Genomic DNA, 13920 nt, shown 5'->3' on the forward strand with positions numbered 1-13920 from the left:
TACAACGGATGCAGGCCATCATAGGAGCAGGCCATGAACGCCGAACTGGAACAGTGGATCGAGGACGACATCGTCTTCGGTTTTTACCCGCCCGGCAGCCGCCTCATCGAGGACCGGCTGATCGAGCGTTATTCCGCCTCGCGCCATGCGGTGCGGGCGGCGCTGGTCGCGCTCGAAAACCGGCACCTGATCGTCCGCCTGCCCAATCGCGGCGCGCAGGTGATCGAGATGACCCCCGAGGAGGTCGAGGAAATCTACGAGGCGCGGATGGTACTGGAGACCGCCGCCGCCGCGCGCACGCCCCTGCCGCTTGACCCCCCGCACATCGCCGCGCTGGAGGATCTTTGCCGCCGCCACGCCGCCGCCTATGAGGCGGGCGATTCGCAGGCGGTCTTCAGCCTGAACCTGGAATTCCACCGGCTGCATTACGGGCTTTGCGGCAATGCCACCCTGGCGCAGATGATCGAGGACACCTCGCGGCGGGTGCAGTCGATCCGGGCGGTAAAATACGACGACGACGCCCATATGCGCATAGTCATCGACCAGCACTGGGCGATCATCGAGGCGCTGCGGAACGGCGACCGGACCGCCTATGTCGAGGCCGTCCGCGCGCACCTGCCCGCCTCGGCCGAAGAATACCGCAAGGTCTATGACCGCCGGCACCGCCACAACGCGCGGCTGGCATAGTCATTTCCCCGGACTTCTTGTGGCAGAAAGGCAATCATGGCGGGCTGCGCGACTTTCGGGCTTGCGGTCCGGACTGCCCCCTATCCCGCCGCTGATGTCCCAGCCAGCATTCTCAGTGTCAGTCGGCCCTTTCGTTCCGGGTCTCCCCGTCGGGAGATGTGTCCGTCGTAATCGATTTCTCCAGATTGATACCGCGTCGTGGTCAACCCGAGCCAGGCATCGACCGAGCGCGATCGCTTGAAGTGGTCGGGATCCTCGATTGCAGCTGAGAACGACAGTGACATGATAGCGCCGATGCCGGGGATTGTCATCAATAGTTGCGTCGCTTTGCTGGTCCGCGCTGCTGCCAGCAATCGCCGGTCAAGGTTGGCGACATGTCTGCGAATATCACGCCATGCATCGAGCAGTGACAGTATGATTCTGGCCAGATTGTCATTTTCGGCAAGCAATTCCCGGACATGCCCTTCGAACATTCGCCCTTTGCTTCTGGGCACGATAAGGCCGAATGTTTTCATGACCCCAAGGATTTGGTTGCTGAGCTGGATCGACATGCCGGCAACTTGCTTGGGAACGCCGATCAAAGTGCGGGTCAGCAGGGCATCGAAGCCCTTCACGCGAACAGTCTTGAAAAAGCCGGCCTCGGCCAATTGTGCTAAGCCATCCGCGTCATTGGCATCAGTCTTGTTCAGCGTCTCGTTCTAAATTTTTTGCGCGTGGCGCGCTTCGATACAGACGGCTGGCACTCCCTCGAGCGACAGTACGTGGTAGAACCATGTCGAAAGCGGGCCAGTCTCGAAAACTACACACTTCGCCTGTGGCGCCTGCTTACAAATAATGTCAGCCAGAACCTTGGGATCCGACGCGCACTTGCCTCGCCAAATCCGCGAGCCGCCCTGCCGGATCGAGATCGCGGTATCTTTCAGCGAAACATCCAACCCGATATACTGCTCCATGGTTGCCCTCCATTCGATGCTTGGGCCCGGTGCAGATCGTGAGCCCGTTTTCCATCTCATCGGGGAGCAACCACCTCACTCAACGCCATGGCTGCCAGTGGCCAATCGCACCGCGATTACCCCATGTTCAGCGCCGCCGCCTGCTCGAGCCCGTCGGGAACATCCCGCCTGCGGAAGCCGAGGCCAATTTCTGCCCGGCTCTGGAAACTGAATCCATGCCACACAACTAACCGAAATCAGCCTCCCGCAAACCCGGCGCGGGCGAGAAAGATGCCGGACCCGCTACACGGTTTGCAACAGAACCTCGAGAAAATGGCTGATCAATGATTTCGAGGCCGCCCTGCATTCAGTCGAAATACCCCGCGCGGACGGCCGCGCCGATCATCATGCAGACGAAGCGGCCGGCGGTGATGGCGGTGATGCCGTTCACGTCCTTCCTGGGTGTGATCTCGACGATGTCCATGCCCACGACCCGGCCCTTGCGCGCCAGCCCGTTGATGAGGGTACGCATCTGCGCATAGGTCACGCCACCCGGCGCCGGGCCGGCGACCGCCGGCATGATGGTGGGATCGACGCCATCCGCGTCGATGGTCAGGTAATAGTTTCCGCCATCTGGGATGCGGTCCAGGATGGCCTGCATCCCGACCTCCTGCAATTCGATGTCCGGCACCAGATGCGAGCCATAATCCAGCGCCGCCTGGACCTCGTCGGGACGACCGCTACCGGCCGCACGCAGGCCGATCTGCCAAATCCGGTCGATATGCTCCAGCTCCGAGGCGCGGCGGATCACGCTGGACAGGCCGTGATCGACACCGTGGAAGCGGTCGCGCCAGTCGACATGTGCGTCGATCTGGATAAGCGTGATCGGACCCCGCCCCTCGAAGGCACGAAAGATCGGGATCGGGATCGCATGGTCGCCGCCCAGGATGATCGGCATCGCCCCGGCCCGCAAGATCTTGCGGACCGCCTGTTCCGAGCGGTCGTGGTTGCCCGGGATATCGCGCGCGTCGGCGATCACGTCGCCGCAATCGACCACCTTGATGTCGCGGCCGTCCAGCATGGTGCCTCCGATGTCGAAATCGTAGCGGTCCAGCCCCCGCAGCGCACGCTCGCAATAGCGGCGGATATGGGTGGGGGCGTTCGACTGGTCGTTGCTGACCTCGGCGATCGAATAGGGGTCGCCATAGGGGATGCCCAGGATTGCGATATCGGCCTTGAGCGTGTCGAGGTCGGTCACGATGGGAAAATCATGAAAGCTCTGGAACTCGCGCTTCGGCGGCGCAACCAATGAGGTTGTCATGAGACGTCCTTTTTCTTTGCAGGTCGGTCTGAAAATTCGTCGCTCGAGGGGCGGCGGCAACTCAGGGCAAGCCGCACCCACCCCGGCTGTCGCGGGCGCTTGGCCAGATGCCCCAGGCGGCATGGTTCGGAAAAATTGTTCCACGATATTCGCGGTCTGTTTCCATCTGGACCTCCGCCCCTGTCCTGGCTTGCCAAGATAGCGCCGCCGGGGTCCTATAACAGGGCAAGGTCTCCAAGCTTGGTTGTATGAACCTACACACATGGAAAACGGACCCCGACTTCAGAAGCTGCGCGGCGCGGACATTCATCGGCTCGGGGTGTTCAAGGCCGTGGTCGAAAGCGGCGGGCTGTCTTCGGCGGCCGATGCCCTGGGCGTCGATCTGTCGACGGTCAGCCGCCAGATCAAGGATCTGGAGATTCGGCTGGGACTGGAACTGTGCCAGCGCGGCCCAGGCGGCTTTGCGCTGACCTCGCAGGGGCACACCGCCTATGAGGTGGCCTGCCTGCTGGTCGAAACCCTGCAAGCCTGCGAGGAACGATTGGAAGGTTTGCGCGACGGCCTGTCGGGCGTGCTGCATGTCGGCGTGGTCAACCATCTGCTTTCCACGCCGGAACTGCGTTTTCCCGAGGTGCTGCGCATCATGCGCCGCAAGGCGCCAAACCTTGTCATAGATTGCAAGGTGCTGACCCCCGGCGAGATCATGCGGCAGGTCGAAAGCCGGCAGCTGCATCTGGGCATCCTGGGAACCAGCGAACAGCCGGCCGAACTGGTTTTTACGCCGATCTTCCGCGAGGAGGCCGGGCTCTACTGCGCCGCCGGCCATCCGCTCTACGAGGACAGGCGCACCGCCTTTGGCCGCGAGGCGCTGGAAGGCATGGCCTATGTGGCCAGGACCCATGGCTCCCCGACCGATCTGCGCGCGCAATCCCTGGGTCTGGTGGCCGAGATCGGCGCGAACGACATCGACGTGATCCTGTCGCTGGTGCAGTCCGGCCTGTATCTGGGCTTTCTGCCGGTGCACGCCATCGAGGCGCTGAAGCAGGGCGCGGCGCTGCGGCGGCTGCCGCTGGAAGGGCCGGAATGCGCGGTGCCCTTCTATGCCTGCACGCTGCGCCGCGTCAGCCGCAGCCGCCGCACGGAACTGTTTCTGCGCGTCCTGCATGGCGTTTCCGCCGCCTGACCCCATCCGGCCCTGCCACCCGCGGTCCAACTTGCGGAAACCGCAAGCAAGGTTGGACTGATCGTTCTGCCCTTCCCCCCGCCCGGCCATATGATGGAAGGCAACGGCAAAGGGGGAGTGCCGTGTCCGCAGGACGGCGCAAGACCGGGGAGGAGCGCGTAACCGCATCCTCGCCGGACCGGCCAGCGGGGACTGGCACGAGCGGAGGAGCGCAGATGCAGCAGAAAGACGACGACGGCAACGGATTCATCCGGTTCGAGGGCGTCTCCAAGCGTTTCGGCCATGTCACGGTCCTGAAGGATCTGAACCTGGCGATCCGGCGCGGCGAAAAGGTTTCGCTGATCGGGCCCAGCGGCTCGGGCAAGACCACGATCCTGCGCATTCTGATGACGCTTGAGCGCATCGAAGGCGGCGTGGTCTGGATCGGCGACAAGCCGCTCTGGCACCGCCAGACCGGCAAGGGACTGGAACCGGCGAATGAAAGCCACCTGCGCGTGATGCGGCGCAGCATCGGCATGGTGTTCCAGCACTTCAACCTGTTCCCGCATATGACCGCATTCGAGAACGTGGCACGGCCGCCGCAGCTTGCCCTGGGCACGCGAAAGGACGAGGCCGAGGAGACCGCGCGAACCTTGCTTGCCAAGGTCGGGCTGTCCGCAAAGATGGACCATTATCCCTCGCAGCTTTCGGGCGGGCAGAAGCAGCGCGTAGCCATCGCGCGCGCCCTGGCGATGCGGCCGGAGATCATGCTGTTCGACGAGGTCACCTCGGCGCTCGACCCCGAACTGGTCGAAGAGGTGCTGAACGTCCTGCGCGACATCTCGCGCGAGACGAAGATGACCATGCTGATGGTCACGCATGAGATGAGCTTCGCGCATGAATTCTCGGACCGGATCCTGTTCCTCGACGGTGGCAGCATCGTCGAGCAGGGTCATCCCGACGAGATCTTCGGAAACCCGCGCGAGGAACGCACCCGGAGTTTCCTCAAGAAGGTCGTGGCCGCCGGCCAAAGGCTGGACTGAGGCGGTGAAAGGCCGCGACAACCAACAACAGCAGGAGGACATCATGTTTGCAATCAGGTCTCTGGGCGCTTGCGCCCTGACCGCCGCGCTCGCCCTCACGGGGCTTTCCGGCAACGAGGCCCGCGCCGACCAGCTCGAGGATCTGGTCAGCCGCGGCGAGGTGACCGTGGCCCTGGCCCATGAGCCGCCCTATACCGACTATCAGGGCTCGGGCGCCGTGGGCGGCGCCGCGCCGACCCTGCTCATGCGGATCATGAGCGAGTTGGGCGTCGAGAAGATCAAGCCGCAGTTGATGGAATTTGCCGCACTGATCCCCAGCCTGCAGGCCGGGCGGGCGGACGTCATCTCGACCGGGCTCTACATCAATCCCGAGCGGTGCAAGGCGATTCTGTTCTCGGAACCCGATCTTTGCGTCTCGGAAGGCTTCGCGGTCGTCGCCGGCAATCCCAGGAAGATCCAGGGCCTGGCCGACATCGCAGCCGATGGCGGCATCATCTATGGCGTGTGCAGCGGCTGCTCGGCCGAACGCCGGGCGGTCGAGATGGGCGTGCCGCGCGACCGCATCATCACCGTACCGGACCACCAGAACGGCATCAAGATGCTGATCGACGGCCGGGTCGATGTCTATGCCGCGCCCGACCTGGCGCTGCGGGCCACGGTCAAGAACATGGGCCTCGACAATGTCGAGGTGGTCGAGGCGCAGGGCGAGCCGGTCAAATGCTCGGGCGTCGGCTTCCGCCGCGGCGCCGAGACACTGCGGGACGCCTTCGACGCCAAGCTCAAGGCGCTGAAGGAATCCGGCGAATACGACGAGATCGTCAGCGAATACGGCTTCAACCCCGAATTCGCCAAGACCGTCACCCGCGAACAGCTTTGCAGCGCCGGGGGCTGAGCCCCGGCGGCCGGCCCGCCTTCGCCGCATGCCGGCGAAGGCCCCGCGCCGGCGGGCCGCTTACTGGAAAAGGTCGAAGCCATGTCCATCCTCGATTTCATCGGGCCCTTCACCCAGGCCGCCCTCGTTACGGTCTGGATCACGCTGGGGGCAAGCGTGCTCGCCCTGATCGTGGCCTTTGCGGCCGGCATCGGCCGGCTGTCGCCGCGCGGCTGGATCTACTGGCCCACGACCGTCTATGTCGAATTCTTCCGCGGCACCTCCTGCTATGTGCAGCTGTTCTGGCTGTATTTCACCCTGCCGCTGTGCGGGATCCATCTGGACGCGATGCTGGTCGGCATCATCACCATCGGCCTGAACGTCGGCAGCTTCGGCTCCGAGGTGGTGCGCGGCGCCATCCTCGCGGTACCCAAGGGCCTGACCGAGGCGTCCACGGCGCTCAATTTCTCGTGGTACCGGCGCATGCGGCACGTCATCCTGCCGAACGCGGTCGTCCCGATGCTGCCGCCGCTCAGCAACCTGATAATCGACCTGCTCAAGCAGACGCCGCTGGTCTCGCTGATCGCCATCGCCGACCTGACCTTCGTCGCGCAACTGTTCCGCCAGCAGACCGGCAGCGCCTTGCAGGCCTTCGGCGGCATCCTGATCGTCTATTTCCTCATCTCGACCGTGATCGTCGCCCTGTTCAACGCACTTGAGAAGAAGCTGGCGAAGGGTCTCGACGGAACAAGGAGGGCTGCATCATGAACTGGGACTGGACCTATGTCCGCGAGATCCTGCCCCGCCTGATGGAGGGTCTCGCGATCACCGTGCAGGCTACCGGGCTTGCCACGCTGCTGGCACTGTTCGTGGGGCTTGGCTTCGCCTTGATGCGCCGGTCCGACAACCGCTGGATCAGCAGGACGGGATACTGGACCGTCGAGTTCATCCGCCGCACGCCGCTGCTGATCCAGCTCTACTTCGTCTTTTACATCCTGCCCGATATCGGCCTGAAATTCTCGGCCCTGACCTGCGGCGTGCTGGCGCTTGGCCTGCATACCAGCGCCTACATGTCCGAGGTCTATCGCGCCGGGATCGAGGCCGTGCCCAAAGGCCAGTGGGAGGCGACGCGGGCGCTCAACCTGCCGCGGTTCAGAACCTGGCGCGAGATCATCCTGCCCCAGGCCATCCCGCCGATGATCCCGGCGCTTGGCAACTATGTCATCATGATGTTCAAGGAAAGCGCGCTGCTGTCCACCATCGCCGTGCTGGAGCTGATGGGAACGGCCCGGCTGCTGGCCAGCGAGACCTATCGCTATTTCGAGCCGATCACCATGGTCGGCATCATCTTCCTGATCGTCAGCCTGCCCACCGCCATTGCCTTGCGCGTGTTGGAAACCCGGCTGGCGCGGCGGGTATCGGCCGGGTCGTGACCCGGCCACAGAGCAGCACAAAGGAAAGGAAACGCCCCATGTTCACCTCGACCGGCCAGGCCCGCGACCTGCTGGAGCGATGCGGCCTCGTGGACACGCATTACCATGTCGGGCCGGAACTCGTCATCCGCCGCTACGACGTCAAGACGCTGGCGGATGTGGCGGCGCCCTTCGGCGCGACGCTGGTGCTCAAGAACCATACCTATCCGACGACCCCGCTGGCCTCGCTGGCACGGGGGCAGTTCGGGGCAAATTTCTACGGCGGCGTGGTGTTGAACAATTTTGTGGGCGGGTTGAACCCGGCGGCGGTGGAAAGCGCGGTCTCGGGGAACCGGGCGCGTGTCGATGCGCCCGCGCCCGACGACTGCCCCATCGTTGTCTGGATGCCGACGGTGCATGCCGCCGCCCACCTGCGGACGCATGGCTTCGGCTTCGACCCGAACTGGTCGGGCTGCTGTACCCATGGGCACGAGCCCGAGCCGGTCGAACGCGTGCCCGACACGCCGGTGCTGGCCTTCGACGACGATCTCAGGCCGCTGCCGGAACTGATAGCCACGCTGGAGGCCATCGCCCGGCACGGTTGCGTGCTGGCCACCGGGCATCTCTCGGCCGACGAGGTGATGCGACTGGTCCCGCTCGCGGCCGAGATCGGCGTGCGCCGGATCATCCTGACCCATCCGCATTACCCGGCGATCAAGCTGTCCGACGACCGGCAGCGCGAGCTGATCCGCATCCCCGGAGTCTTCATCGAGCATTGCTTCGCCATCCATACCCAGGACGGCGTGGCGCTGGAGGCTTTCGCCGAGGCCATTCGCAAGACCGGTCCCGAGCGCGTCCTGCTCTCGACCGATTTCGGCCAGGTGAACAGCGATCCCTTCCCCGAGGGCTCGGTTCGCTACGCGATGGAGCTGGGCGCAAGGCTGGACGGGGTGGTGTCGCGGACCGATTTCCTGGCGATGTTTTCGGACAATGGCAGGCGAGCTCTGGCAGGCCGCTGAAATAGCCTGCGCCGTACGCGGTTCACGGACATGGTGCGCAACCGGTGCGAGGATGCCTTGGCCAACTGGCTCGACAACGCGGAAGGCAGCATGATCGCGCCCTTCGCCCGCGGCCTTCGAAGCGACTACGCCGCCGTTGCAGCCGCGCTTCGGGAACCGTAGTCAAACGGGCAGACCGAAGGCCAGATTAATCGGCTGAAGACGCTGAAACGCCAAATGTACGGCCGCGCCAACATCGATCTGCTCAGGGCCCGGCTCATCGCAACATCATGAGCACGGAGCTGCACCAAATCCGAGTCAGAGCCAGTTTTGTGCGCCGATTGACAATTCCATTGCCGTTCTCCCTGTTTTTGCCACTGCTCCGAGAAGCCTGCGGCCCAAGAAAACGCCTTGCGGCACCAGTCGCGTATCGTGATCAGCGGCAATTTCCTGTCGGCTGACATCATTCTCAGTGGAGCCGCGATCCGTAGTCACGGACTTGTCGGGCGCGTGCGGACAGGGCTTCGCCTTTTGGGCTTAGGGGTTCTCTGTCATGCGGGACGATGTGCGCCAGTGCTAGTCTCGATACTGACCGGACAGAATCGTCATGCGCAGGAGGAGAGCAGGATGACACAATTCACTTGGGCAGCGGGCATCACCATCGGTATGGTGTCGATGTGGCTGGGCGCCGCCGTCAGTGCACAGGATGCGCCCCGGATCACCCATATCGACGATGCCGCTTCGATGGAGATCGCGCCCATGGACACGCCCGGCGTGAACGCCTTTCTTCAGGACGTGGTCGGCGCGGACAATCCCGACAAGCCGATCACCTGCGGATTCTTCCGGCTGGAAGCATCGGCCGAGCCGCTGGTCTATACCTATGATTACGACGAGACCAAGCTGATCCTCGAAGGGGAGATCACGGTTTCGGACGGCACGAACAGTTTCGACGCGACCGAAGGGGACGTGCTGCTGCTGCCCAAGGGCGCCACGGTGACCTTCACCACCAAGACCGCGGGCAAGGCTTACGTCTGCGGCGCGCGCCAACGCGATACCGCCTAGGCGCGCGCGACGGAAAGGGAGGAGAAAATGAAGAAGAACATCAAGGGGGCGATCTCCGTGACGGTTGCGCTGACGGCAGGCGCGGCCGCCGCCGAGGACATGCCCAATCTGGGCAACCTGACGCAGGGCGATCCGTTCTTCTACACTGCCGACCAGTCGATCAAGGCCGATGACGGGCAGTCGAAGCTGCTCGGCACCGGCCGGCCGACGCGGACCCATTCGCAGATCCCGCATCTGCCGGTCTATATCGGCTACATGAGCACCAACTATACCTATCGCTTCATCACCGTGGCCGAGCAGGTGCTGACGATGATCGGCGAGGGGAAGCACGGGCTGTGGCGCGTGCAGGAAAACGGCACGATCCGCGAATATCTCAAGCCCGGCGCCAAGGGCCTCGCGCCCGGCGCCGACCCGCTGGCGCCGGAAAACCTGGCGACCGTGCGTCAGGATTATGCCTCCTACCTGCCCAGCGAGGGCTGGGACGGCTATCGCTATCCCGACCAGCAGGTCGATGCCGAGGGCCGGCTGACCTTCATCGACCTGCCGGTGACCCATCCGAAATACGAGGGCAAATATGCCGAGCATGTGCCCATCGACCTGCCCAATTTCTATTGCACCATGTCCGAGAACGATTTCCCCTATGCCAAGCTGGCCATGGATTTCGCCTTCTCGCAGCCCGGTGCCAATCAGGTCGGGCCGCTGGGCAAGCGCGCCGGGCTGGACATCAAGGAAAACTACACCCGGGTGTTGCAACTGACGCAATTCCCAGATGCGCGCTCCTGGGTGAATATCGGCCAGTCGGGGCAGGACGCCCTGCATGTCGATTGGAAGCCGGTCGATGCCAGCCGCACGCAGGTGGAATATTACCTGGTCGAGCGGCCGTTCTTCAACAAACCCTATCTGTTCCTGATGGCGGTGTTCGACAACCCGGACAATGACGACTTCCGCTATGTCCGCCCGGACGGCGCCTATTGGGACGACCTGCCCAGCAAGGACGGGCTGAAGACCGAGGTCACGCTCGCCCCGCGCTTCCACCTGGAAGGCGGCGAGACCGCCGAGGCGGTCGGCCTGCCGCTCTATGGCGTGCATCACCCGAACCGCGCGGCCTTCAATGCCGGCGGCGCCTGCCCGCTGAAGGGTGGCGACTGGGGCCGCTATCCCGATACCAGCGGCGGCAGCGGCTGGCCGACGCAATACGAGGAAGTCACCCCGCTTTGCGACGCGGTGCTGGTCGATTTGAAATTCTATGCCAATCTTGACGGCCGCGACTGGAACGACCCGCACAAATATCTGGCCAATGCCGGGGTCGGGACCAGGCAGGTGCAATATACCGTCCAGCCCGGCACCTATGGCACCTTCACCGACCCCTATAACGTGGCGCGCGGCGCGACGAACCCGCAGCAGATGGACGTGCCCGAGACCGTCACCATCACCTATCCGACGGTCGAGGCGCCCGTGGATTATGTGCAGGTGCCCGCGCCCGCCGAGGAATACCGCGTGGCGGAGCCCGCCCCCAGCACCTCCTGTCGGCCGATCCCGGGCTGAGCCTGCGGGATCGCGCCCTGCGCCCAGGGCCGGCCCTGGACCTAAAGCCAGACCTCGCATTTGCGGATCAACTCGGCGCGGTTAGCCGCCTGCAAGCCGATGCGCGCATTGCGCAGCTGGTTCTCGATGGTTCGGCCGGACTTGCCGAGCACTTCTCCGATCTCGTCGCAGCTCAGCCCCTGCGCGGCCAGCCGGATCGCCTCCAGCTCGGCCTGCGAAGGCCGACGCGAAGGACCATCAGCCAGCGCACCGGTCTTGCCGTGCCAGTGGTGGCTGATCCCGGCCAGCGGCCCGAGAAAAACGGTGGTGAACTCGCGCACGAAGCCCTTGTCGGCATCGGTCCAGGCATGGGCGTCATGCGTATAGTCCAGGCACATGATACCGACGGTCCGATGCGCAAAAGACAGGCGTTGGAACAGGATCGACCGGCTTTCGATAGCCAAGAACTCGTCGCGGCTGTCCGCCAGCAGCGGGTGCGAGGCAACATCGTCGCAGACCACCGGGCCGGGCTGCCCCCAAGCCTGCCGGAACACCATGCTGTGGTTGCGATAGGTCGCATCGTCGCAGCGCAAGGGATCGGTGCTGTCATTGTAATGCACCACCACCGGCGCATAGATCGCATCGCGCGGCGACGGAAAGCCCAAATCGCCGCGGCACGTTCCCAGCCGGCGTGACATGTACTCCAGCGCGACCATGACCATCTCGTCGGGCTGGTCGATGGCCAGGATCATATGCGCGACACAGTTCAGCATCTCGGGAGGATGTTGCTGCCGCTGGTAGCGATCAAGAAAAATCTCCTTCAGCCGCTTACGCGTCGGAGGGGATTCGATCAGCTTGCGCATGATGTCACAGGTGCCATGAGGGCCTGAAGCGGTCTGCCACGGGTCGGGAAAAAGATTACCCGCTGTCACGAAACCCGGCAACCTGTCCCTTTGGCGGGGTATGCCAAAGGCAAGATCTTGGTGTGGCAAGGCTGTGGCTGTTCTGGCCGTCGACAGCGCGGATGATCAGCCCCCGCTGGCGGGTCCATTTTGATTGTTAGTGCAATGTTGGCCGCGTTTCCAGCGCGGGTGGCGTTGCTGGCCCGGGTTGCAGAGCCATCCCGCAATCCGCTCCCCTTTCCCTCACCGTTCCTTCACCGCCAAGCTGCAGCCTGCCCCATCGGAGATCCGCCCATGACCTTGCGCGCCGTCATCTGCGCCCGCTATTCCTCCGACCTGCAATCGGCCTCGTCGATCGAGGACCAGATCCGGCTCTGCCGCGAGCACGCCGCCCGCGCCGGCTGGCAGATCGTGGGCAGCTACGAGGCCGCCACCACCTCCGGCGCCTCGCCGATGCGTCCCGGCATCCAGCGCCTGCAGCAGGATGCCCGCGAGCGGCGCTTCGACGTCGTGCTGTCCGAAGCCCTCGACCGCCTCAGCCGCAACCAGCCCGATATCGCGGCGCTTTACCAGAACCTGACCTTCGCCGGCGTCGCCATCGAGACCCTGGCCGAGGGCCGCATCGACGAGATGCAAATCGGGTTGAAAGGCACGATGAACGCGCTGTTCCTGAAGAACCTCGCCGCCAAGATCCGCCGGGGCCTGCGCGGCCGCGTCGAGTCCGGCAAGTCCGGCGGCGGCAATGCCTTCGGCTATACGGTGCTGCGCAGCCTGACCGAGGATGGCGAGATCAAGCGCGGTGATCGCGAGATCAACCCGGAGGAGGTCGCCATCGTGCGCCGCATCTTCCAGAGCTACGCGGGCATGATTAATGTTTTGGAGGGGTAATCTGGTCGCCGTCTTCGGAGCGAGCCGGAACGGGAGCGGATCGCTGCCGAGAGCCTGGTGCCCGGGGCAAGGGTTTCGGACGTCGCCCGTCGGCACGCGGTGACGCGCTGGCAGATCTATGATTGGCGCAAGAAGCTGGCGTCGGGCCAGCTCGCGCTGACTGCCGAAACGGCGTCGGAGCCGATGTTCGCGGCGCTTGTCGTTGCACCACCTTCGGCGCCGGTGACCGGTCCGCGCGACGGTTCGGTGCGGAGTGAGGCGAAGAAGACTATCGGGATCCCGGCCTCGCAGCCGCTTGAGCAAGAGCTCAGTCCCCGCGAGATCAGGAGAGGTGGGCATGTGAGGAGGTCGTGAACGTCAAGGGCAAATGATCGGACTGATCGGGACCAGGAAAAGCACCGAGGCTCCAAGAGCGAAAAGCTCGCTGAGTTGATTTGCGCCTGCTCCGCGTATCTCCATGACGGCCGGCGGCAACCACATCGCCGTATCGACAGGCCTGACACATGACCGCACCCGATCACATGCCCGGCGGCACGAATTTGCCCTTGCATGAACCGGGGCATCCACACATGGAGCCTTCGGAAAACCCGGAGCGGTTCAAACCCACCTCTCGAACGGCCAAGAGCCTCTTTCGGAGCCCCCCTTTTACGCCCGCCGCATGATGATGCGCCCGGATCACTGTGCTGTCGACCATCTGCAGCTTGTCCGGCGCAATCCCCGCGTGGTTCAGCGCATCCAGGATATCCTCCCACAGCCCCGCCAAGGTCCAGCGGCGGAACTGACGGTAGACCGACGACCACTTGCCGAACTCCTGGGGCAGGTCGCGCCAAGGCGCACCGGTTCGCGCGATCCAGAAAATACCATCCAGAACAAGACGATGATCCGCAGGCTTCCGCCCATTCGGGTGCCGGACGGCACGAATGAAGCCCTCGAAGAAGGCCCACTCATCGTCGGATATCAGGTTGCGCGCCAAGATCATCTCCTACGTAGAGATGAGCTTGAAGCATAGGTCGCCGACCAGCGGAATCCCTTTTGTCAACACGACCTAGCACTACTTTGGCAGAAGTCTGTTGAGCATTTTTCGCCACTTCCTACGGCAGTGGGGACAGTTGGGCGGC

12 protein-coding genes and 3 pseudogenes are annotated in these 13920 nt (G+C 64.1%); 11 read left to right on the forward strand and 4 right to left on the reverse strand.

What is annotated here, in order from left to right; translation table 11 throughout:
* Positions 1–33 precede the first annotated feature (33 nt).
* Entirely contained in the window at positions 34–687 is a 654-nt protein-coding gene (locus tag KF941_RS18885) for a GntR family transcriptional regulator (RefSeq protein ID WP_214274217.1), read from the forward strand.
* 140 nt (positions 688–827) lie between these two features.
* On the opposite strand, the pseudogene KF941_RS28130 reads toward KF941_RS18885, so the two are convergent.
* Together KF941_RS28130 and KF941_RS18900 are read right to left on the reverse strand one after the other, a co-directional pair.
* A pseudogene (locus KF941_RS28130) lies at positions 828–1640 on the reverse strand (IS110 family transposase); the annotation flags it as partial.
* Between the two features lie 346 nt (positions 1641–1986).
* Positions 1987–2940, reverse strand: a complete 954-nt coding sequence (locus KF941_RS18900) for an agmatinase (RefSeq protein ID WP_214274220.1) — start codon at positions 2938–2940, stop codon at positions 1987–1989.
* A gap of 262 nt (positions 2941–3202) precedes the next feature.
* Here KF941_RS18900 and KF941_RS18905 point away from each other — a divergent pair, with 262 nt between their 5' ends.
* From KF941_RS18905 to KF941_RS18940, 9 genes and pseudogenes are all read left to right on the forward strand, one after another.
* On the forward strand, positions 3203–4123 hold the full coding sequence (locus KF941_RS18905) for a LysR family transcriptional regulator (RefSeq protein ID WP_214274221.1): 921 nt from the start codon (positions 3203–3205) through the stop codon (positions 4121–4123).
* A gap of 215 nt (positions 4124–4338) precedes the next feature.
* Positions 4339–5145 carry an ectoine/hydroxyectoine ABC transporter ATP-binding protein EhuA gene (ehuA, locus tag KF941_RS18910; RefSeq protein ID WP_214274222.1) on the forward strand — a complete coding sequence of 269 codons (807 nt, stop codon included), beginning with the start codon at positions 4339–4341 and terminating at the stop codon, positions 5143–5145.
* Between the two features lie 43 nt (positions 5146–5188).
* Positions 5189–6037 (forward strand): ectoine/hydroxyectoine ABC transporter substrate-binding protein EhuB, encoded by an 849-nt coding sequence (gene ehuB, locus KF941_RS18915; protein WP_214274223.1) that lies wholly within the window; start codon positions 5189–5191, stop codon positions 6035–6037.
* 81 nt (positions 6038–6118) lie between these two features.
* Positions 6119–6784 (forward strand): ectoine/hydroxyectoine ABC transporter permease subunit EhuC, encoded by a 666-nt coding sequence (gene ehuC, locus KF941_RS18920; protein ID WP_214274224.1) that lies wholly within the window; start codon positions 6119–6121, stop codon positions 6782–6784.
* Positions 6781–7449, forward strand: coding sequence for an ectoine/hydroxyectoine ABC transporter permease subunit EhuD (gene ehuD, locus KF941_RS18925; protein ID WP_214274225.1), 669 nt, complete (start codon positions 6781–6783; stop codon positions 7447–7449). The genes ehuC and ehuD overlap by 4 nt, the downstream gene beginning before the upstream one ends.
* 38 nt (positions 7450–7487) lie before the next feature.
* Positions 7488–8447 (forward strand): DUF6282 family protein, encoded by a 960-nt coding sequence (locus tag KF941_RS18930; RefSeq protein WP_214274226.1) that lies wholly within the window; start codon positions 7488–7490, stop codon positions 8445–8447.
* Between the two features lie 66 nt (positions 8448–8513).
* A pseudogene (locus KF941_RS28135) lies at positions 8514–8720 on the forward strand (transposase); the annotation flags it as partial.
* 333 nt (positions 8721–9053) lie between these two features.
* Positions 9054–9488, forward strand: coding sequence for a cupin domain-containing protein (locus tag KF941_RS18935; protein ID WP_214274227.1), 435 nt, complete (start codon positions 9054–9056; stop codon positions 9486–9488).
* Between the two features lie 27 nt (positions 9489–9515).
* On the forward strand, positions 9516–11033 hold the full coding sequence (locus KF941_RS18940) for a hypothetical protein (protein WP_214274228.1): 1518 nt from the start codon (positions 9516–9518) through the stop codon (positions 11031–11033).
* Between the two features lie 41 nt (positions 11034–11074).
* Here KF941_RS18940 and KF941_RS18945 read toward each other — a convergent pair whose 3' ends face one another.
* Positions 11075–11956, reverse strand: a complete 882-nt coding sequence (locus KF941_RS18945) for a LuxR C-terminal-related transcriptional regulator (RefSeq protein WP_214274229.1) — start codon at positions 11954–11956, stop codon at positions 11075–11077.
* Positions 11957–12208: 252 nt separating this feature from the next.
* On the opposite strand from KF941_RS18945, the gene KF941_RS18950 reads away from it, so the two are divergent.
* Entirely contained in the window at positions 12209–12802 is a 594-nt protein-coding gene (locus KF941_RS18950; RefSeq protein ID WP_240540492.1) for a recombinase family protein, read from the forward strand.
* A 599-nt stretch (positions 12803–13401) separates the two neighbouring features.
* On the opposite strand, the pseudogene KF941_RS18960 reads toward KF941_RS18950, so the two are convergent.
* Positions 13402–13781, reverse strand: a pseudogene (locus KF941_RS18960) (IS5 family transposase); the annotation flags it as partial.
* Between the last annotated feature and the right edge of the window lie 139 nt (positions 13782–13920).

This window comes from Paracoccus sp. pheM1, from assembly GCF_018499825.1.
In the GTDB taxonomy this organism is placed as follows: Bacteria; Pseudomonadota; Alphaproteobacteria; order Rhodobacterales; family Rhodobacteraceae; genus Paracoccus; species Paracoccus versutus.